Here is a 19,789-nt window from a genome sequence, read left to right on the forward strand (position 1 = left end):
TTTAAACCGGCCGGCGTTGCGCGTAACATGGGCGCTCCCGGCCCCCGAGTCATCCGCCATGAAACGCCGCTTCCCGCTCCACGTTCATATCTCGACGCTGTTCGTCGCTCTCATCCTGCTGGTCGGCGGCATCATCGGCGGCCTCGGCTACCGCAACAGCCAGACCATCCTCCAGGCGACGGCCGGCGAACTGAACACGCGTATCAGCCGCGAAACCCTCGAGGAGTTCACCAGCCTGATCGGCCCCGCCGAAATGGCGGCCCGCCTGCTCAGCTACGACGGCGTCACGCAGGCCAAATCGCTGGCCGAGCGCCTGAAGAATCTCGGCTTCATGCGCGAGGCGCTGAACAACTCGGCGGCCCTGACCTCGCTCTACGTCGGCTACGGCAACGGCGATTTCTTCATGGTCCGCCGCTTTCGCGACCCGGCCGAGGGCACGACCTTCAACGCCCCGCCCGAGGCGGCCTACATGGTGCAGAGCATCGAGCGCGGAAGCGATGCGCCGCGCGGCAGCTTCATCTTCTTCGACGCCGCGCTGAAGCTGCTGCGCAGCGACGACCTGCCCGACTATGCGATGGCCTACGATCCGCGCACCCGCGACTGGTACGCGGCGGCGCAGGCGGCCCGCGGGCAGATCAAGACGGCGCCCTACCTGTTCTTCACCAGCCAGAAGGTCGGCACCACCATCGCCAACCGGGCCAGCAACGCCGATGCCGTGGTCGGCGCCGACATCCTGCTCGAAACCCTCGACCGCAGCCTGGCGAAACAGAAGGTGACGCCGGGCAGCCATGTCGTGCTCGCCAACCGGCAGGGCTACACCATCGCCTACGAGGATCCCGCGGCGGCCGCCAAGCTTGCCGCCGGTGCCGACGGCAAGCCGGGGCTGGCCCGCCTGGGCGAACTCGGCATCCCGGTGCTCGGACAACTGGAAACCCTGCTGCCGACCGTGGACGAGAACAACGGCCGCGATCTCGCGCTCACCGTCGCCGGCGCCAAGTGGCATGCCGCGCTGCGCCCGGTCAGGCTCGAAGGCGCTGCCCCGCTGTTCCTCATCACGGTCATTCCCGACGCCGAACTGATGGCTTCCGCCCAGGAATTGATGCGCCATTCGCTGATCGCCACGGTGCTGGTCATCCTGCTGGCGATTCCGGTCACCTGGTGGCTAGCGCGGGCGATTTCAGGACCGATGCGCCAGCTGGCCGGCGAGGCGGAAGCGATCCGCCGCTTCGAGTTCTCGCAGCCGATCCGGGTCGACTCGCTGGTACTCGAGGTCAACGACCTGGCGGTGACCATGGACAGCATGAAGCGGACGATCCGCCGCTTCCTCGACATCAACATGGCAGTCGCCGCCGAGCACAACTTCGACCGCCTGTTGCCGCGCCTGCTAGGCGAAACGCTGCCGGCCGCCGGCGCCGAAGCCGGCATCCTCTTTCTCGCCGACAACGACCAGCTGCTGCCGGCCACCGCGCTGCAGGTCGACGGCCGCGAACTGCCGCCCCCGGAAACACCGGCCGTCGCGCCGCCGGCGGCCGGCCCGCTGCTCGCCGCCGCCCTCGCCGCCGGCGCCCCGCGCGCCGGGGCGCTCACGCCCGAGGACGTGCGCGCCCTCGGCCTTGCGCCGGCGCTCGCCGCCTGCCCGGCCAGCCATGCCATCGCCGTGCCACTGCTCAACCGCCAGGACCAGCTGGTCGGCGCCATGCTGCTGCTCTGCCGCAGCGACAGCGACCCGGCCCGCCTCAGTTTCGTCGAGGCACTCTCGGGCTCCGTCGCCGTCTCGCTCGAAAGCAAGGAGCTGATCAAGGCGCAGAAACTGCTGTTCGAGGCCTTCATCCAGCTGATCGCCAGCGCCATCGACGCCAAGAGTCCCTACACCGGCGGCCATTGCGCCCGCGTGCCGGAACTGACCAAGATGCTGGCGCGCGCCGCCTGCGCCGAGACCGGCGGCCCGTACAAGGATTTCCAGCTCGGCGAGGAGGAATGGGAAGCGGTGCACGTCGCCGCCTGGCTGCACGACTGCGGCAAGGTGACGACCCCGGAGTACGTGGTCGACAAGGCGACCAAGCTTGAAACCCTGTACGACCGCATCCACGAGGTGCGCATGCGCTTCGAGGTGCTCAAGCGCGATGCCGAAATCGCCTGCCTGCAGGCCATTGCCGCCGGCGAACCGGAGGCGGCGGCGCGCGCCCGGCTGACGGCGGAACTCGCCGCGCTCGACGACGACTTCGCCTTCATCGCCGAATGCAACGAGGGCGGCGAATTCATGGCGCCCGAAAAGCTCGAACGCCTGCGGGCGATCGCCGCGCGCACCTGGCTGCGCACGCTCGACGACCGCATCGGCATCTCGCACGAGGAGCAGGAACGCAAGGCGCGCACGCCGGCGCCCGCACTGCCGGTCGCCGAGCCGCTACTGGCCGACAAGCCGGAGCACGTCTTCGAACGCCAGGCGCGCGACCGCATGCCGTCCGACAACAAATGGGGATTCCGCATGCCGGTGCCGGAAGTGCTCTACAACAAGGGCGAGCTCTACAACCTGGGCGTCGCGCGCGGCACGTTGTCGGAAGAGGAGCGCTACAAGATCAACGAGCACATCGTGCAGACCCTGATCATGCTTACCCAGCTGCCCTTCCCCAAGCACCTGCGCAACGTCCCGGAAATCGCCGCCGGCCACCACGAGAAGATGGACGGCACCGGCTATCCGCGGCGCCTGACGCGCGACCAGATGAGTCCGGTGGCGCGCATGATGGCGATCGCCGACATCTTCGAGGCGCTGACGGCGGTCGACCGCCCGTACAAGAAGGGCAAGACGCTGTCGGAGGCGATCCGGATCATGTCCTTCATGAAGAAGGATCACCACATTGACCCCGAGCTATTCGATCTCTTCCTGCGTTCCGGGGTCTATCGCGAGTATGCCGAGCAGTACATGAAACCGGAGCAGATCGACGCGGTCGACGTCGCCGCCTACCTGGACGGCAAGGCCGCTTAAATCAGCGACAGCCGCGCGAGCATGAAATCGGCGATGGCGGCCGGATGGTTCAGGTCGAGTTGCGGCAGCGCAGTGTCCAGCTGCACGTCGCAGGCGACCGCGATCACATGCGGATCGTCGGGGTAGAGCGCCGGCTTGCCGAGCGCCGGACGATAGATTTCGATCTTGGGGATCGGCGCATGCTTGAAGCCTTCGACCAGCACCAGGTCGCACGGCGACAACTGGCTCAGCGCCTCGTCCAGCGTCAGTTCCGGGCGGCCGCGCAGTTCGTGCATGACCGCCCAGCGGTTGGCCGAGGTCACCAGCACCTCGCGGCAGCCGGCATCGCGGTGGCGGAGCGAATCCTTGCCCTGGTGGTCGATGTCGAATTCGTGATGGGCATGCTTGATCAGCGACACCTCCAGACCGCGCGCTTCAAGCAGGGCGATGACCTGCTCGACCAGCGTCGTCTTGCCGCTGCCGGACCAGCCGGCGAATCCGATGTATTTCATTGCTCCTCCGCCGCCGGCGCCTGCCACTGAAAGGAGGCGGATTATGCATCAGTCGCCGGGTCGCCTAAGTGAAATCCGATATTGCAGTGCAGCAAATATTGACTATACTTGCTTGGCAGGACAAAAAAGAAGTCATAAAAGGAAACAGCAATGAAGGTCAAGATTCACTACCGCATCACGCAGGATCGCGCCGGCATTCCGCAGGATTACACCGGCGCCCGCCATTTCGTCGTGAACGACGGCCAGGCCGTCGAAAATCTGGCGAAAACCCAGCTGGCAGCGGACTATCAGGTGCCGCTGACGGCGGTCGAGATCTGCCGCATCGAGGACTAACCCCCGCCGCGCTGGGTCGCCCGGTCGACCCGTGCCAGCAGCTCCGTTGCCGCCTCCCCGGCGCCTTGCCGGACGCTCACTTCGACCCGCAGCATCGAGAGTTGCAGTGCACCAATCCGGTGCGCCGCTTCGCGTGTCAGCGCGAAGTGCAGCTGCACGCCCGCCGTCGTCAACAACAGGCCGTCGGCGCTAGCGCTGACCGCCGGCCCGAAGGCCTGGACCAGCGCCCGCCGGAATTCCTCCGGGGTCGCGTTCATCTGCCGCACGCGGCTGGCACTCCACGGAAACGGCCCTTCAGCCACCGGCGATCGGCGGCCACACCGCCAGCGTGTCGCCGTCCTTGAGGCAGGTTGCGGCCCGCGCCTCGGGCGGGATGAAGACGCCGTTCACGAGAACCAGATGGGTCAGTTTCGGCGGCAGCGAAAACGGCCGCAGAACGGTGTCGACCGCAGCAGCCTCGGCCGCTTCGATTTCCACCTTGTTGCCCTTGCTACCGGGCGGCAGGTAGTCGCCCAGCGTGGCGTAGAGCTTGACGGTCACCCGCACGGCGCTAGCGGACCACCTGCTGGCTGGCCAGGTAGGCCTCGACGAAGCGGGTCGGCGTTTCCAGCAGCTTTGCCTTCCACGCCCCGAGCCGCGTCCGCCCCTGGATCAGGCCGCGCAGGACGCCGACGTGCTGGGTCAGGCCGATCGCCGTCGCGCCGACCAGCACGTCACCGTCGAACTGCAGGCTGAGGTAGCGGCCGTTGGCCTCGTCGGCCAGCTCGACACCGTCGCCGCCGGGCACCCCCTGCCATTCGCCGAAGGACGACGAGATCATGCCCATCGAATCGAGCACGTTGATCGCCAGCACGCCCTTCATGCGGGCCGGCTGGCCGGCCATGTTGAGCGCCGCGACGCGCGCCTGGTCGGCGGCGTTGGGCTGGATCGCCGCCACCAGGTGGCGCCCAGAGAACAGGTCGGGCGCCTCGGCAACGTCGCCCGCGGCGTAGATGCCGGGCACCGAGGTCTGCATCGTGTCATCGACCAGAATGCCCTTGGCGACATGCACCGCCGTCCCTTCGAGGAAGGCGACGTTGGGCGCGACGCCGGCGGCGACGATCAGCAGGTCACAATCAAGTTGCTCGCCGGTCGACAGGGTCACGGTCAACGGCGATTTTTCGCCATTTTCGATGCGTTCGACACCCGCCTTCGTCACCACGCGCACGCCCTGTTTCTCGACCCAGCGCTTGATCATGGTGCCGGCTTCCGGCGTCATCATGCGCGGCACCATTCGGTCGCCCATCTCGACCACCGTCAGCTGCACGCCGCGCTTGACCAGCGACTCCATGATGATGCAGCCGATGAAGCCTGCCCCCAGCTGCAGCACGCGCGAACCGGGTTTGGCCAGCGCGGCGATGCCACGGGCGTCGTCGAGCGTCCAGCAGGTCTGTACTTCAGGCAGGTCGATGCCGGGGATCGGCGGGCGCACCGGGTGCGAGCCGGTGGCGATCAGCAGCCGGTCGTAATCCTCGAAATGGCCATCGTCGAACAAAACTGTGCGTTTTTCGGCGTTGACCGCAACCGCCCGGCCGCGCCGCTGGCGAATGCACAAACTATCGAAATGACCTTCCGCCTTGCGCAGGTAGGTACCGGACTCGTCGATGTTGCCTTCCAGCAGGTAGGGAATCGCCATCCGCGAGTAGGGTGGCGCCCCTTCGTTGCCGACCAGCAGGATGTCGTCGCCGGGCGCAGCGCGGCGCAGGGTTTCGGCGGCGACGACGCCGGCCGGGCCGTTGCCGAGAATGATGTGTTTCATGGCTTGCCTCTTCTTCGAGCGCAAAGGGAAACGGGGCGGCGCCGGCGCCACCCCGTCCGTGGACGCGAAACGCCTACAGGCCGAGCCGTTCGAGCGTCGCCTTCTCCGGTACGCCGTCGGGCGTCCAGCCGCGCACCTTGTAGTACTCGGGCTTCATCTTGTCGAGGCCGTTGACCAGGCCCTTGGCCGGCCCGCTCTTCGCCGGTTCGGTCTTCAGGCGCGGCGGCAGGTCGTCGTCCTTGGCGCTCAGGCCGGCGGCCAGGTTGAACTGGCGCTCCATGTTCCAGATACGCTCGCCGACGGCGTTCAGCTTGTCCATCGACCAATCACCCTCGCAGGCGGCCTGGAGTTGCGGCTGCACATCGGCCAGCGTCCACGCAAAGCTGGTGAAGATGCAGATGCCGGCCGAATCGAAAACGCCGGTCGCATCCTGGAAGGCCTTGACCAACTCCGGCTTGCCATCAGTGACCAGCGGGTCGGTCTTGACCGGGATGCCGAGCACCTCGGAAGCAACGGTATAGCCACGCAGGTGGCAGGCGCCGCGGTTGGAGGTGGCATAGGCCAGCCCCATGCCCTGGATGCCGCGCGAGTCGTAGGCCGGGAACTCCTGGCCCTTGACGCTCATCGACAGCTCCGGCCGGCCGTACTTGGCGCACAGGCGGGCGCTGCCCAGGCCGAGCTCCTTGCCGAAACCCTCGCCCTTGGCGGTCATCTCGACCAGCTGGCACAAGGCCTCGGCCGAACCGAACTTCGCATCGACGCCAATCTGTTCCCGACTCAGGATACCGAGGTCGTAGAGCTCCATCGCCGCGCCGACCGTCGCCCCGAAGGAAATCGGGTCCATGCCGTGCTCGTTGCACAGCAGGTTGGCGTATTGCAGCGCCTCCAGGTCGCCGACCCCGTTGGCCGCGCCAAGCGCCCACGCCGCCTCATATTCGAGGCCGCCGGAAGCGCCCCAGTATTGCGGACTGTTCTTGACGCTGAAATGGGTCTCGTCGATCTTCGAGATGCGTCCGCAGGCGATGGTGCAGCCAAAACAGGCGGCGTTGGTCACCAGATGCGGCTTGCCGTCGGTCGGCCGCTTCTCGTGCATGGCTTCCGCCGAAATCTTGCCGGCTTCCTCGAACTGCACGTCGCGGTGGTTGCGCGTTGGCAGGGCGCCCATCTCGTTGATCACGTTCATCAGCACCTGCGTGCCGTACTTGGGCAGCCCCTGGCCGGTCACCGCGTTGTCGGCCAGCACCTTCTTGCCGGCATTGGCTGCGGCGAGGAAGGCCGGGAAATCCTTGATCCCGGACACCCCTTTGGTGCCGCGAATGGCGACCGCCTTGAGGTTCTTCGAGCCCATCACGGCGCCGACGCCGGAACGCCCGGCAGCCCGGTGCAGGTCGTTGACGATGCAGGCGAACAACACCTGGTTCTCGCCGGCGCCGCCGATCGACGAGACGCGGATCAACGGATCCTGGTGCGAGGCCTTGATCGTCTCCTCGGTTTGCCAGCAGGTCTTGCCCCACAGGTGGGCGGCGTCGCGCAGTTCGGCCTTGTCGTTCTCGACATAGAGGTAAACCGGCTTCGGCGACCTGCCCTCGAAAATGATCATGTCCCAGCCGGCGAACTTCATCTCGGCGCCGAAAAAGCCGCCGGAATTCGAGCAGGCGATGGCATTGGTCAGCGCGCCCTTGGTCACCACGGTGTAGCGGCCGCCGGTCGACGCCATGGTGCCGGTCAGCGGGCCGGTAGCCATGATCATCTTGTTGTCCGGCGACAAAGGATCGACCTTGGGATCGATTTCCGACACCAGGTATTTCGAGGCGAGGCCGCGCGAGCCCAAGTAGTCGTTGGCCCAGGCCATGTTCAGCGGCTCGGGCGTGCAGGTGCCGGCGGTGAGGTTCACGCGCAGGACTTTACGGTTCCATCCCATGATCTGTCCTCCTTACGCTGCAACGGCGGCGGTATTGGCCTTGGCGGCCCAGGCACGCATACGGTCGAGGCCAGTCCAGTCGGCATCGACATAGGTGATCGCCGCCGTCGGACAGGCCTTGGCGCACTCCGGATCGCCGCCACAGAGGTCGCATTTCTGTACCTTTCCGACATCGGCCATGTAATTGACCGTGCCGAACGGACAGGCGATGGTGCACACCTTGCAACCGACGCAGGTCGCTTCCCGGACCACCTTGGCGCCGGTCGCCGCGTCGACGACGATGGCGTCGACCGGGCAGGCGTTCATGCACCAGGCGTCGGCGCATTGCGTACAGGTATAGGGCACCTTGCGGCCTTCGTGTTCGAAATCGAAGACCTTGATGCGCGACTTGGACGGGTTGATGGTGCCGGTGTGCTCGTAGGAGCAGGCCATCTCGCACTGCAGGCATCCGGTACATTTGGCCGGATCGATGTGAAGCGACTTCTGCATGGTGTCTCCTCCATGGTTCGTGTGTGTCGCTGAAACGGGTTTCGTGGCTTGTAAATCCGCACGTTTCTGCATCATGGAACAAAGCCGGCAAGCTGTCATGCCGCAACGCAACATTCTGTTACACAAGGCTACGAAAGCACGACAGACGCACCTGTGGCACGGGCATACACTGCGTCTGTGCATTGAACCCCTCCTCTCGAAATCCCCCCTTTCGAGAACTTCCAACCCCGCCCTTTGGCGGGGTTTTTTTTGGCCGGCCCCTGCCTTCCGGTTTGCCCATAAGCCGTTATAATTACGCACTTATATTTTTTGCGGATAGAGGTAATCAGCATGGCCGAGCAACACTCCTCCAAGGGCATCATGTGGGCAACGATCATTGTTGCCATCGTCCTGATCGCCATTATTTACCCGCTGACCGTCAAGCAATCCACGTCTGCGGCCGACGCCGCCGGCAGCAATGATTCGGCGGATGTCCGCATCCAGCCGGTCGCCAAATTCGAACTGGCCAAGGCCGCCCCGGCCGCTGCCGCCGGCCCGAAGGATGGCCCCACCGTTTTCAACTCGGTTTGCGGCGCCTGCCACAACACCGGCGCCGCCGGCGCCCCGAAGGTCGACGACAAGGCGGCCTGGGCGCCGCGCGTCGGCCAGGGCAAGGACGCCCTCTACAAGAGCGCGATCGCCGGCAAGGGCGCGATGCCGCCGAAGGGTGGCGCGGCCGACCTGTCCGACGACGAAATCAAGGGTGCCGTCGATTACATCCTGACCAAGGTCAAGTAAGCAATCCGACAGCCGAGAGAGGGAGGCTACGGCCTCCCTTTTTCGTGGACGCAAAAAAGGCGCCGCGTGGGCGCCTGCCCGGACCGGCTTTTGGAGGGCCGGCCCCGGTTGCAGCAAGGTAATTACTTCTTCGCCGGTTCGGCTGCCTTCACCGGTTCGGCCGCCTTGGCCGGCTCGGTTTTCGGCGCTTCGGCCTTGGCCGCTTCGGGCGCCTTCGGCTCGGTCTTCTTCACCGCCTTGGCATGCTTTTCGGTTTTGTGCTCGGTCGCCTTGGCTTCACTCTTGGCTTCCGGGGCAGCGACTGCCGGCTTGGCTTCCGGCGCCTTCACCTCGGCCTTGGGCGCTTCGGCCTTGACGACGGCGGCGGTCGGCGCAGCGGCAGGTTTGACTTCGGCGGCCGGCTTGACGTCGGCAGCGTGGGCGACACCGAAAGCGGCGGCGATGGCGATGGCGATAAGTTGCTTGGTCATGTTGATTCTCCTTACGTGGTTTATTCGGAACATCATCCGGCTTTGCGAAATCGCGCTGCCTTGTGCCGAATAACGCGGGCGGTTACGGCCCGGATGTCATAAGGAAGGTAACCCGCTGTAACGCGACGTGACCGAGCGGTTAGCGCTTGTTGCCGGCCAGCATGGCCTTCAGCGCGTCGAGCCGGGCGCTGCCGGTCGCCTTGTCCGGCTCGGCGGCCAGCTTGCCGCCGGAGAAGCGGATGTCGTCCTTGCCCATCTCGGCGATGAAGCGCGACGGCTCGCTGGGAATGAACTCGCGCGCCTGCTTGCGCCGCTCGCAATAGCTGAGATGCAGCGAGCGCTGGGCACGGGTGATGCCGACGTACATCAGCCGCCGTTCCTCCTCGAGCTTCGCCGGTTCGAGCGACTCGCGGTGCGGCAGGATGCCTTCCTCGATGCCGACCAGGAAGACGTGCCGGTATTCCAGCCCCTTGGCGGCATGCAGCGTCGACAGCTGCACGGCATCGACATCCTCGCTGTTCTGCTTGTCGAGCATGTTGATCAGGGCGATGCTCTGGGTCAGGTCGATCAGCGTCTTGCCGTCCTCCTCGCCCTTCCGGTTCAACCAGTCGGCGAATTCGCTGACGTTGGCCCAGCGCGTCTGCGCCGTGCGCTCTTCCTCCTGGTCGTAGAGGAAGGCTTCGTAGTCGATGGCCTTCAGCAGGTCGGGCAGCACCTGCTGTGCCGGCTCGCGGCCGGCGCGCTGCTGGATGCGGTTGATGAACTGGCCGAATTCGAGCAGTGGTTCGAGCTGGCGGGGCTGCACGCGGCGGGCGAAGCCCTCCTCGAACAGCGCGTGGAACAGCGAGACGTGGCGCTCGCCGGCGTACTGGCCGAGCATCTGCAACGTGGCGGCGCCGATGCCGCGCTTGGGCGTCGTCGCGGCACGGATGAAGGCCGGGTCGTCGTCCTCGTTGGCCAGCAGGCGCAGGTAGGCGGTGATGTCCTTGATTTCCGCCTTGTCGAAAAAGGACTGGCCGCCGGACAGGAGGTAGGGAATCTTCTGGTTGCGCAGCTGGGTTTCGAGCAGCCGCGCCTGGTGGTTGGAGCGGAAGAGGATGGCGTAGTCCTTGAAGCGACCGCGCTGTTCGAAGCGATGCGCCTGCAGCTTCATGACCACGCCCTCGGCCTCGGCCTCGTTGTCGCGACAGGCGGTGACCGTGATCGGGTCGCCGTGGCCGAGTTCCGACCACAGTTTCTTGTCGAACAGCTTTTCGTTATGGGCGATGACGTTGTTGGCCGCCTTGAGGATTCTGACGGTCGACCGGTAGTTCTGCTCCAGTTTGATGACCTTGAGTGAAGGGAATTCGGCCGGCAGCTTCTTCAGGTTGTCGATGTCGGCGCCACGCCAGCCGTAGATCGCCTGGTCGTCGTCGCCGACCGCCGTGAACTGGGCGCGAACGCCGGTCAGCAGCTTGAGCAGCTGGTACTGGCAGGCATTGGTGTCCTGATATTCGTCGACCAGCAGGTAGCGCAGGCGGTTCTGCCATTTCTCGGCGATCGTCGGATGCTGCTGGAAGAGGGTCACCGGCAGGCCGATCAGGTCGTCGAAATCCATCGCCTGATAGGCTTTCAGCGTCGCCTCGTAGGACAGGTAGGCGTGCGCCGCCAGCGCTTCGTGCTCGTTGCCGGCGAGCTGGCGCGCCGCTTCCGGTGTCACCAGGGCGTTCTTCCAGTTGGAGATGATGGCCTGCAGGCGGCGCAGCGTCGCCTTGTCGACGGTTCTGGCGATATCACCGATGATCCCGGCGCAATCGGCTGCGTCGAAAATGGAAAAGCGCGGCTTGTAGCCGAGCGCCTTGGCCTCTTCGCGCAGGATACGGACACCGAGCGAATGGAAGGTCGAAATCTGCAGTTCTTCGGCGGTCGACCGCGACAGGAGCTTGCCGATCCGTTCCTGCATCTCCTTCGCGGCCTTGTTGGTGAAGGTGATGGCGGCCACGTTGCGCGGCTGGAAGCCGCAGTCCTGGACCAGGTAGGCGATCTTCTGCGTGATCACCCGCGTCTTGCCCGAACCGGCACCGGCGAGCACCAGCAGGGGGCCGTCGAGGTAGTGGATCGCTTCGCGCTGCTGGGGATTGAGGCCGGACATGGGTAGCAAAGACAAGCGCCCCGGGTGGCCGGGGCGCGATGGCTGGAGAGCGCGATTTTAACTCAGGGCGTCCCGGATGTCCGTGCCGGGGCCCGCCGCTCAGACGATGTCGAGGTGGCCGATGCCGGAGGTCAGATCGCGGTCCTTGGAGTCCTTGCCGTGCAGCTTGATCTGCAGGCGCAGGTCGTTGAGCGAATCGGCGTTGCGCAAGGCGTCCTCGTAGCTGATCTTGCCTTCGTCGTAAAGATCGAACAGCGCCTGGTCGAAGGTCTGCATGCCAAGTTCGCGCGACTTCTTCATCGCTTCCTTGATCTCGCCGACCTCGCCCTTGAAGATCAGGTCGGCGATGTAGGGCGAGTTGAGCATCACCTCGATGGCCGCCAGGCGGCCCTTGCCGTCCTTCTTGGGGATCAGGCGCTGCGAGATCATGCCGCGCAGGTTGAGCGAGAGGTCCATCAGCAACTGGTGGCGACGTTCTTCCGGGAAGAAGTTGATGATACGGTCGATGGCCTGGTTGGAACTGTTGGCGTGCAGCGTGGCCAGGCACAGGTGGCCGGTCTCGGCGAAGGCGATGGCGTAGTCCATGGTGTCGCGGTCGCGGATTTCGCCCATCAGGATGACGTCGGGCGCCTGGCGCAGGGTGTTCTTCAGCGCCGGCTTCCAGTCGTCGGTATCGACGCCGACTTCGCGCTGGGTGACGATGCAGTTCTTGTGCTCGTGGACAAATTCGATCGGGTCCTCGATGGTGATGATGTGGCCGTAGGTGTTCTCGTTGCGGTAATCGACCAGCGCCGCCAGCGAGGTCGTCTTGCCGGTACCGGTGCCGCCGACGAAGATGACGAGACCGCGCTTGGTCATCGCGACATCCTTGAGTACCGGCGGCAGACTCAGCTCGTCAATGGTCGGGATGGTCTGGTTGATGGTCCGGCAGACGACGCCGACGCGCCCCTGCTGGATGAAGGCATTGGTCCGGAAGCGGCCGATGCCGGCCGGCGAGATGGCGAAGTTGCACTCCTTGGTCGCTTCGAACTCGGCCGACTGGCGGTCGTTCATGATCGAGCGCGCGAGTTCGGCCGTGTGCTGCGGCGTCAGGATCTGGTTGGAAACCGGCATGATCTTGCCATCGACCTTGATCGCCGGCGGGAAGTTGGCGGTGATGAAAAGGTCCGACCCCTTCTTCTGCACCATCAGGCGCAGGAGGTCGTGCATGAATTTCATTGCCTGATCGCGTTCCATAGCTGTCCTCTCTCCCTGATGTTCCGCCGGCTCAGCCGGGGAAGTTGTCCTTGTTGGTGGCCCGGGCGCGCGCCTCGGCATTGGAGACGACGTTGCGCCGCACCAGCTCGAGCAGGTTCTGGTCGAGCGTCTGCATGCCGAAATTCTGGCCGGTCTGGATCGCCGAGTACATCTGCGCCACCTTGTTCTCGCGGATCAGGTTGCGGATGGCCGGGGTGCCGATCATGATCTCGTGCGCGGCAACGCGGCCCATGCCGTCCTTGGTCTTGAGCAGGGTCTGCGAGATGACGGCGCGCAGCGATTCGGACAGCATCGAGCGGACCATTTCCTTTTCCGCCGCCGGGAAGACGTCGACGATACGGTCGATGGTCTTGGCTGCCGACGAGGTGTGCAGCGTGGCGAACACCAGGTGGCCGGTCTCGGCGGCGGTCAGCGCCAGGCGAATGGTTTCCAGGTCGCGCATTTCGCCGACCAGGATGACGTCCGGGTCCTCGCGCAGCGCCGAACGCAGCGCATTGGCGAAGGACAGGGTATGCGGCCCGACCTCGCGCTGGTTGATCAGGCACTTCTTGGCCTCATGCACGAATTCGATCGGATCCTCGACCGTCAGGATGTGGGCGTAGTCGTTCTCGTTGACGTGGTTGATCATCGCCGCCAGCGTCGTCGACTTGCCGGAACCGGTCGGCCCGGTCACCAGCACGATGCCGCGCGGGTACTCCGAGATGTCCTTGAAAATCTTCGGGCAGTTGAGGTCTTCCAGGGTCAGGATCTTCGACGGAATGGTCCGGAATACGGCGCCGGCGCCGCGGTTCTGGTTGAAGGCGTTGACCCGGAAACGCGCCAGATTGGGAATCTCGAACGAGAAGTCGCACTCCAGCGTTTCTTCGTAGATCTTGCGCTGGGTGTCGCTCATGATGTCGTACACCATGCCGTGCACGTCCTTGTGCTCCATCGGCGGCAGGTTGATGCGCCGCACGTCGCCATGGACGCGGATCATCGGCGGCAGGCCCGCGGAGAGATGGAGGTCGGAGGCCTTGTTCTTGACTCCAAAGGCCAGCAGTTCGGTGATGTCCATGCGGATCGTCCTTAGGGCGCGTGTATACTGGAAATACAAAGAATTCCAAACAATTATGAGCGCAATCGCCTCCAACCTGCAAGCCGTCAGGGCCCGTATCGCCAAGGCCGCAGCCGACGCCGGCCGTTCGCCCACGGAGGTCGAACTGCTGGCCGTCAGCAAGACGTGGCCGGTGTCCTGCGTGCTCGCCGCCGCCGACGCCGGACAACGGGCGTTTGGCGAGAACTACGTGCATGAAGGCGTCGACAAGGCGCGGGCGACGTTCGCCCGCGCACTGGCTTGGCATTTCATCGGCCCCTTGCAGAGCAACAAGACGCGGCCGGTGGCCGAGCATTTCGCCTGGGTACATTCGCTCGAGCGGCTGAAGGTCGCCGAGCGCCTGTCGGCGCAACGGCCTGCCGACCTGCCGCCGTTGCAGGTTTGCGTCCAGGTCAATGTCTCCGGCGAGGCGAGCAAGAGCGGCTGCGCCCCTGACGAAACCCTGGCCCTGTGTCGCGCCGTCGCCGACCTGCCGCACCTGCGCCTGCGCGGGCTGATGGCGATCCCCGAACCGGCCGACGACCTTGCGGCTCAGCGCGCGCCCTTCCGCCGGCTGCGGGAAATCTACGAAACTGTCCGGGCAGGCGGCCTGCCGCTCGACACCCTGTCCATGGGCATGTCCCACGATCTTGAAGCTGCCGTCGCCGAGGGCGCGACCATCGTCCGCATCGGCACGGCCATTTTTGGTGAGAGAAACCACGCATGAAAATTACCTTCCTTGGCGGCGGCAACATGGCCAACGCGCTGATCGGCGGCATGCTCAAGCAGGGCTTCGCCGCTGCCGACATCACCGTCATCGACCCCGGCAGCGCCGCGCGCGACAAACTGGCTGCGACGTATGCGGTCGACTGCCTGGAAACGGCGGAAATGCTGGCCGATGCCGGCGACCTGCTGGTCCTGGCGGTCAAGCCGCAGCAGATGAAGGAGGCGGTCGCGCCGCTCGTCGGCAAGCTGGGCGATGCGCTCGTCGTCAGCATCGCCGCCGGCCTCGACCTCGCCACGCTAGCCCGCTTCCTCGGCGGCCATCGCAAGATCGTCCGCTGCATGCCCAACACGCCGGCCCTGATCGGCGCCGGCATCACCGGCCTCTGCCCGTTGCCGGAAGTCGGCGCCGCCGAACGCGCCGCCGCCGAGCGCGTGCTGAGCGCCGTCGGCAGCACCGTCTGGGTCGCCGACGAAGGCAAGATGGATGGCGTCACTGCCCTCTCCGGCAGCGGCCCGGCCTACGTCTTCCTGTTCATCGAAGCCCTGCAGCAGGCCGCCGGCGATCTCGGCTTCACGCCCGAGCAAGGCCGCCAGCTGGCCATCGAGACCGTGCAGGGCGCCGCCGCGCTGGCCGCCCAGTCACCGGAACCAGCCGCCGTGCTGCGCGAGCGGGTCACCTCGAAGGGCGGCACCACCGAAGCGGCGCTGCGCACGATGGCCGAGAAGGGCGTCAAGGAGGGTATCGTCGCCGGCGTCATGGCCGCCGAGGCGCGCGGCCGCGAACTCGGCAAGCTGCTCGGCGCCGGCTGACCATGCAGGCGGTCGTCTTTCTGCTCAACGCGGTCGTCAGCTTCTTCTGCGGGCTGTTCCTGCTGCGCTTCATGATGCAGGCCATGCGCGTCTCGTTCGGCGGCCAGCTGGGAAATTTCGTCATGACCCTGACCAACTGGGCTGTCAAGCCGCTGCGCCGGATCATTCCGGGAATCGGCGGTCTCGACTGGGCCAGCCTGTTCGCCGCCCTCGCCCTGCAGCTGCTGCTCGCCGGACTGCTGTTCGGCGCCGCCGGCCTGCCGCTAGCCGCCGACGGCGCGACGATCGCCTTGATGATTGGCTGGTTCGCCGTGCGCAGCCTGCTCCGCCTGGCGATCTACATCGTCATCGGCGCGCTGATCCTGCAGGCCGTGCTGTCGTGGGTCAATCCCTATTCGCCGCTGGCGGCACCGGCCTACCAGCTGACGCGGCCGCTGCTCGACCCGATCCGCCGGATCCTGCCGGTGATTTCCGGCATCGACCTGTCGCCGCTGGTCGCCATCCTGCTGTTGCAGGCCGCCCTGATCTTCCTGTGAGCGATTGGCTGCGCGTGGCGCCCGACGGGCGCATCACGCTGACCCTGCACATCCAGCCCGGCGCCAAAAGGACCGAATTCGTCGGATTGCATGGCGACGCCCTGAAAATCCGCCTGGCGGCACCGCCGGTCGACGGCAGGGCAAACGAGGCACTGCTCAAGTTCGTCTCCGAGGCGCTGGGCCTGCCGAAGTCGTCGGTCAGCCTCAAAAGCGGCCACAGCGCGCGGCGCAAGGTGCTCGAACTGGCCGGAACGACCGCCGAAGCGGTCGTCCGCTGCGCTCACGCCGAATAGACCACGCGCCCGCCGACCAGGGTCATCGTGACCTTGCCGGTCATCATGTAATCCAGCCACGGCGAGTTCTTGCCGCGGCTCTTCAGGGCTTCCGGGGTAAACTGCCAGATCGCACCGGGGTCGAAGACGCAGATGTCGGCCGGCGCGCCGACGCCCAGTTCACCGCCGGGCAGGCCGAGCACCGCCGCCGGGGCTGCGGTGATCCGGGCGAGCGCCTGCGGCAACGCGATGCCGGCGGCCTCGGCCCATTTCAGGGTCAGCGGCAGCAGGACTTCGAGGCCGGTCGCCCCCGGCCTGGCTTCGCCGAACGGCAGCAGCTTGTCGTCGGCGCCGACCGGCGTGTGGTCGGAGCAGACCGCGGCCAGCCCGCTGGCTGCCGCGGTCGACAGCGCCTGGCGGTCGCTTTGCGCGCGCAGCGGCGGGCAGAAGCGGGCATGCGGGTTGAAGAAGCCAATGTCGTTCTCGGTCAGCAACAGGTGGTGCACGCCGATATCGAAACTGAGCGGCAGGCCTTCCGTGATGGCCTCTCCGACCAGCGCGACACCGGCCGCCGATGAAAGGCGGGTCAGGTGCACGCGGCAGCCGGTATCGCGCACCAACTGGACGATGGTGGCGATGCCGATGGTTTCGGCGGCGACCGGGATGCCGGCAAGGCCGAGGCGGCTGGCGACTTCGCCCTCGTGCGCAATGCCGTTGCGCGACAGCCAGTAGTCCTGCGGCTGCAGCCAGACGGCGAAGCCGAAGGTGGCGGCGTATTCCATGGCGCGCAGCAGCGCCTCGGTGTCGACGACCGGCTTGTTGGCCTGCGAGAAGGCGACGCAGCCGGCTTTCTTCAGCCCGGCCAGCTCGGCCAGGCGTTCGCCCTTCAACCCCAGGGTCAGGGCGCCGAGCGGCAGCACGCGCGCTTTGCCAATTTCCTTGCCGCGATGGACCAGGCGGTCGGCCAGTTCCGGTTCGTCGAGCGGCGGGTCGGCATCGGGCGGCACGACCACCGAGGTGACGCCGCCTGCGACGGCCGCCGCCAGCTCGGCCTCGATGCTGTTGAGGCGGGCGCCGAGGTCGATCAGGCCCGGGCAGACGACGCAGCCGGTGGCGTCGAGGGTCTGCTCGGTGGCGAAGCCGGCCGGCTTCTCGCCCAGCCCGGCGATCTTGCCGTTGGCGACATAAAGCGACGTGTTGCGGTCGACACCGTTTTTGGGGTCGATTACACGGCCGTTTTCAATGACGATGTTCATGGATCAGTTCCCTGCAACGATGCTCATGACGGCCATGCGCACGGCAATGCCGAAGGTGACCTGGGGCAGGATCACGGCCTGCGCGCCGTCGGCGACTGCCGAATGGATCTCGACGCCGCGGTTCATCGGCCCCGGATGCATGACGATGGCGTCGGGCTTGGCGAGCGCCAGCTTCTGCGGCGTCAGGCCGTAGTGACGGAAGTATTCGCCGGCCGAGGGCAGCAGCGCGCCGTTCATCCGCTCGTTCTGCAGGCGCAGCATGATGATGACGTCGCAGTCCCGGAGTCCCTCGTTCATGTCGTGGAAGACATGCACGCCGAGCTTGTCGAGGTGCTTGGGCAGCAGGGTCTCGGGGCCGATGGCGCGGACTTCCGGGACGCCCAGCGTGGTCAGCGCGTGGATGTCGGAGCGGGCGACGCGCGAATGCAGGATGTCGCCGACGATGGCCACCCGCAGCTGCGTGAAGTCCTTCTTGTAGTGGCGGATCGTGTACATGTCGAGCAGGCCCTGCGTCGGGTGGGCGTGCCGGCCGTCACCGGCATTGACAACGTGGATGTCGTCGCGGCCGGTGTTGCGCAGATGCTCGGCGATCAGGTAGGGCGCGCCGCTTGACGCATGGCGGACGACGAACAGGTTGGCGTGCATGGCGCACAGGTTGTCGATGGTATCGAGCAGCGTCTCGCCCTTGCTGGCCGACGACTTGTTGATGTCGAGGTTGATGACGTCGGCCGACAGGCGCTTGGCGGCGATCTCGAAGGTGGTGCGGGTGCGCGTCGAATTCTCGAAGAACAGGTTGAAGACGCTCTTGCCACGCAGCAGCGGCACCTTCTTCACTTCGCGCGCAGAGACTTCCATGAAGGAGGCCGCGGTGTCGAGGATCTGGGTCAGGATGGCCGGCGGCAGGCCCTCGATCGACATCAGGTGGATCAGCTCGCCGTTCTTGTTCAGCTGTGGGTTATGCATTTTCCAGCCTCCACGCGAGTTGGCCGGCATCCGCCTTGCCGAGCACCAGGTTCTCGGCATCCTGCAACGCGACGTCCCAGACGCAGTAGGTCGGCGCGACCGGCAGTTCGCGCCCGCCGCGGTCGGCGAGCACCGCCAGGTCGACCGCCGCCGGGCGGCCGTAGTCGAACAGTTCGTTGATCGCCGCCCGCGTCGTGCGCCCGGTGTAGAGCACGTCGTCGACCAAGATGATGTGGCGCCCCTCGACGTCGAAGGGAATCACCGTCGGCTTGACCTGCGGGTGCAACCCCTTCTCGGCGAAGTCGTCGCGGTAGAAGGAGACGTCGATCAGGCCGATGTCTTCCGGCAGGCCGAGCAGCTCCTTGAGGCGTTCGGCGATCCAGGCGCCGCCGCTGTAGATGCCGACCAGCGCGGGCCGGCGGCTCAGTTGGGGGCGGATCAGGTCGGCCAGTTGCCGGCACTGGACCTCCGCATCAGGCAGGGGGTTGGGCAGGGGAGACATGGTGCGGGCTTTCGAACCAGGTTTGAAGGATGAGTTGGGCAGCCACCGCGTCGAGCAGCGGCTTGGCGGACTTGCTGTCGCGGCCAGTTTCGCGCAGCCGCGCCTCGGCATCGAGCGAGGTCAGGCGCTCGTCGGCCAGGCCGACCGGCAGGTTGAAGCGGCGTTGCAGGCGTTCGGCGAACTTACAGGCGAGCCGGGTCATGTCGTGCGGCGTCCCATCGGCATGAGTCGGCAGCCCGACCACCAACTGGACCGGCCGCCATTCGGCGATCAGTTTGCCGATGGCGGCGAAGCGCGCGTCGTTCGATTCGGCATGGATGACCGTCAGCGGATGGGCGCTGCCGAGCAGTGTTTCACCGGTGGCGACGCCAATGCGCTTTTCGCCGAAATCGAAGGCCAGCACCGTGCCTTCAGGCATGCCCGGCGACGTCGGAAAGCTGGGTGAAGCTGATCCCGAGTTTCTGCATGGCCGCCGGCAGACGCTCTTCCGGCGGCATGTCGAACAGGATGCTGGCCTTGGCCGGCACGGTCAGCCAGGAATTCTGCGCCAGCTCGCTTTCGAGCTGCCCGGCATCCCAGCCGGCATAGCCGAGGGTAACGATGATTTCCGCCGGCAGCCCGGCGCTGCCGACCGAGGCCAGCACGTCGCGCGAACTGGTCAGCCCGACCTCGCCATTGACCGCCAATGTCGATTGCCACTGGCCGATCGGGCGATGGAGGACGAAGCCGCGATCCAGTTGGACCGGCCCGCCGAAATACACGGGGAGGTTGGCGAGATTCTCGGCGTCGAGCTTGATGTCGATCTTTTCGAACAGCCCGGCCAGGTTCATGTCGATCGGCCGGTTGACGATAATACCCAGCGCCCCGTTCTCGTTGTGTTCGCAGATATAGACGAGGGCGTTGGAAAAATATGGATCTTCCAGGGTCGGCATGGCGATCAGGAAGTTATCGGTGAGGTTGACGCTGTCCATGCTGGAATTTTAATCGCCGGCGGGGTACAAA

22 protein-coding genes are annotated in these 19,789 nt (G+C 66.0%); 7 read left to right on the forward strand and 15 right to left on the reverse strand.

Features of this window, described 5'->3' with window-relative positions; translation table 11 throughout:
- Positions 1-58: 58 nt before the first annotated feature.
- A complete protein-coding gene (locus tag GH660_RS14670) occupies positions 59-2,983 on the forward strand; it encodes an HD domain-containing phosphohydrolase (protein ID WP_153147435.1) in 2,925 nt (974 codons plus the stop codon).
- Here the strand turns inward: GH660_RS14670 and mobB are convergent.
- Positions 2,980-3,474, reverse strand: coding sequence for a molybdopterin-guanine dinucleotide biosynthesis protein B (mobB, locus tag GH660_RS14675; protein WP_153147436.1), 495 nt, complete (start codon positions 3,472-3,474; stop codon positions 2,980-2,982). The genes GH660_RS14670 and mobB overlap by 4 nt on opposite strands.
- Positions 3,475-3,624: 150 nt before the next feature.
- Here mobB and GH660_RS14680 point away from each other — a divergent pair, with 150 nt between their 5' ends.
- Positions 3,625-3,807 carry a hypothetical protein gene (locus GH660_RS14680; RefSeq protein ID WP_153147437.1) on the forward strand — a complete coding sequence of 61 codons (183 nt, stop codon included), beginning with the start codon at positions 3,625-3,627 and terminating at the stop codon, positions 3,805-3,807.
- On the opposite strand, the gene GH660_RS14685 is transcribed toward GH660_RS14680, so the two are convergent.
- From GH660_RS14685 to GH660_RS14705, 5 genes are all read right to left on the reverse strand, one after another.
- On the reverse strand, positions 3,804-4,064 hold the full coding sequence (locus tag GH660_RS14685) for a hypothetical protein (protein ID WP_153147438.1): 261 nt from the start codon (positions 4,062-4,064) through the stop codon (positions 3,804-3,806). The two genes, GH660_RS14680 and GH660_RS14685, sit on opposite strands and share 4 nt — an antisense overlap.
- Before the next feature lie 37 nt (positions 4,065-4,101).
- On the reverse strand, positions 4,102-4,353 hold the full coding sequence (locus tag GH660_RS14690; protein WP_153147439.1) for a MoaD/ThiS family protein: 252 nt from the start codon (positions 4,351-4,353) through the stop codon (positions 4,102-4,104).
- 4 nt (positions 4,354-4,357) lie between these two features.
- Positions 4,358-5,605: an NAD(P)/FAD-dependent oxidoreductase gene (locus GH660_RS14695; protein ID WP_153147440.1), complete on the reverse strand. Its 1,248-nt coding sequence runs from the start codon at positions 5,603-5,605 to the stop codon at positions 4,358-4,360.
- Between the two features lie 73 nt (positions 5,606-5,678).
- Positions 5,679-7,526, reverse strand: coding sequence for an aldehyde ferredoxin oxidoreductase family protein (locus tag GH660_RS14700; RefSeq protein WP_153147441.1), 1,848 nt, complete (start codon positions 7,524-7,526; stop codon positions 5,679-5,681).
- Positions 7,527-7,538: 12 nt separating this feature from the next.
- On the reverse strand, positions 7,539-8,015 hold the full coding sequence (locus tag GH660_RS14705) for a 4Fe-4S dicluster domain-containing protein (protein ID WP_153147442.1): 477 nt from the start codon (positions 8,013-8,015) through the stop codon (positions 7,539-7,541).
- A gap of 330 nt (positions 8,016-8,345) precedes the next feature.
- Between GH660_RS14705 and GH660_RS14710 the strand changes: the two genes are divergently transcribed.
- The gene (locus GH660_RS14710; protein WP_153147443.1) at positions 8,346-8,792 is read left to right on the forward strand and encodes a cytochrome c5 family protein; all 447 of its coding nucleotides are present in this window, start codon (positions 8,346-8,348) and stop codon (positions 8,790-8,792) included.
- A gap of 122 nt (positions 8,793-8,914) precedes the next feature.
- Here the strand turns inward: GH660_RS14710 and GH660_RS14715 are convergent, their stop codons facing one another.
- The 4 genes from GH660_RS14715 to GH660_RS14730 all read right to left on the reverse strand — a co-directional run bounded on the left by GH660_RS14715 (position 8,915) and on the right by GH660_RS14730 (position 13,704).
- Positions 8,915-9,262: a hypothetical protein gene (locus tag GH660_RS14715; protein ID WP_153147444.1), complete on the reverse strand. Its 348-nt coding sequence runs from the start codon at positions 9,260-9,262 to the stop codon at positions 8,915-8,917.
- 139 nt (positions 9,263-9,401) lie between these two features.
- Positions 9,402-11,393 (reverse strand): UvrD-helicase domain-containing protein, encoded by a 1,992-nt coding sequence (locus tag GH660_RS14720; RefSeq protein ID WP_153147536.1) that lies wholly within the window; start codon positions 11,391-11,393, stop codon positions 9,402-9,404.
- Between the two features lie 99 nt (positions 11,394-11,492).
- Positions 11,493-12,629: a PilT/PilU family type 4a pilus ATPase gene (locus GH660_RS14725; protein ID WP_153147445.1), complete on the reverse strand. Its 1,137-nt coding sequence runs from the start codon at positions 12,627-12,629 to the stop codon at positions 11,493-11,495.
- A 31-nt stretch (positions 12,630-12,660) separates the two neighbouring features.
- Positions 12,661-13,704, reverse strand: coding sequence for a type IV pilus twitching motility protein PilT (locus GH660_RS14730; RefSeq protein ID WP_153147446.1), 1,044 nt, complete (start codon positions 13,702-13,704; stop codon positions 12,661-12,663).
- A 55-nt stretch (positions 13,705-13,759) separates the two neighbouring features.
- Here GH660_RS14730 and GH660_RS14735 point away from each other — a divergent pair, with 55 nt between their 5' ends.
- The 4 genes from GH660_RS14735 to GH660_RS14750 are packed head-to-tail and all read left to right on the forward strand — an operon-like array spanning position 13,760 to position 16,087.
- Complete coding sequence (locus tag GH660_RS14735; protein WP_153147447.1) at positions 13,760-14,449, forward strand: YggS family pyridoxal phosphate-dependent enzyme; 690 nt, start codon at positions 13,760-13,762, stop codon at positions 14,447-14,449.
- Positions 14,446-15,258 (forward strand): pyrroline-5-carboxylate reductase, encoded by an 813-nt coding sequence (gene proC / locus GH660_RS14740; protein WP_153147448.1) that lies wholly within the window; start codon positions 14,446-14,448, stop codon positions 15,256-15,258. The genes GH660_RS14735 and proC overlap by 4 nt, the downstream gene beginning before the upstream one ends.
- Before the next feature lie 2 nt (positions 15,259-15,260).
- Positions 15,261-15,794, forward strand: a complete 534-nt coding sequence (locus GH660_RS14745; RefSeq protein ID WP_153147449.1) for a YggT family protein — start codon at positions 15,261-15,263, stop codon at positions 15,792-15,794.
- The gene (locus tag GH660_RS14750; RefSeq protein WP_153147450.1) at positions 15,791-16,087 is read left to right on the forward strand and encodes a DUF167 domain-containing protein; all 297 of its coding nucleotides are present in this window, start codon (positions 15,791-15,793) and stop codon (positions 16,085-16,087) included. The genes GH660_RS14745 and GH660_RS14750 overlap by 4 nt, the downstream gene beginning before the upstream one ends.
- Here GH660_RS14750 and GH660_RS14755 read toward each other — a convergent pair.
- Genes GH660_RS14755 through GH660_RS14775 form a run of 5 tightly spaced genes read right to left on the reverse strand, consistent with a single transcriptional unit; the run spans position 16,075 to position 19,758 of the window.
- Positions 16,075-17,322, reverse strand: a complete 1,248-nt coding sequence (locus tag GH660_RS14755; protein WP_153147451.1) for a dihydroorotase — start codon at positions 17,320-17,322, stop codon at positions 16,075-16,077. The genes GH660_RS14750 and GH660_RS14755 overlap by 13 nt on opposite strands.
- A 3-nt stretch (positions 17,323-17,325) precedes the next feature.
- Positions 17,326-18,285 carry an aspartate carbamoyltransferase catalytic subunit gene (locus GH660_RS14760; protein ID WP_153147452.1) on the reverse strand — a complete coding sequence of 320 codons (960 nt, stop codon included), beginning with the start codon at positions 18,283-18,285 and terminating at the stop codon, positions 17,326-17,328.
- Positions 18,278-18,787, reverse strand: coding sequence for a bifunctional pyr operon transcriptional regulator/uracil phosphoribosyltransferase PyrR (gene pyrR, locus GH660_RS14765; RefSeq protein ID WP_153147453.1), 510 nt, complete (start codon positions 18,785-18,787; stop codon positions 18,278-18,280). The genes GH660_RS14760 and pyrR overlap by 8 nt, the downstream gene beginning before the upstream one ends.
- Entirely contained in the window at positions 18,759-19,205 is a 447-nt protein-coding gene (ruvX, locus tag GH660_RS14770; RefSeq protein ID WP_153147454.1) for a Holliday junction resolvase RuvX, read from the reverse strand. The genes pyrR and ruvX overlap by 29 nt, the downstream gene beginning before the upstream one ends.
- Positions 19,198-19,758, reverse strand: a complete 561-nt coding sequence (locus GH660_RS14775; RefSeq protein WP_153147455.1) for a YqgE/AlgH family protein — start codon at positions 19,756-19,758, stop codon at positions 19,198-19,200. Before GH660_RS14775 ends, ruvX begins: the two co-directional genes overlap by 8 nt.
- Between the last annotated feature and the right edge of the window lie 31 nt (positions 19,759-19,789).

The sequence above is a fragment of the Dechloromonas sp. H13 genome (assembly GCF_009469615.1).
Classification (GTDB): domain Bacteria; phylum Pseudomonadota; class Gammaproteobacteria; order Burkholderiales; family Rhodocyclaceae; genus Azonexus.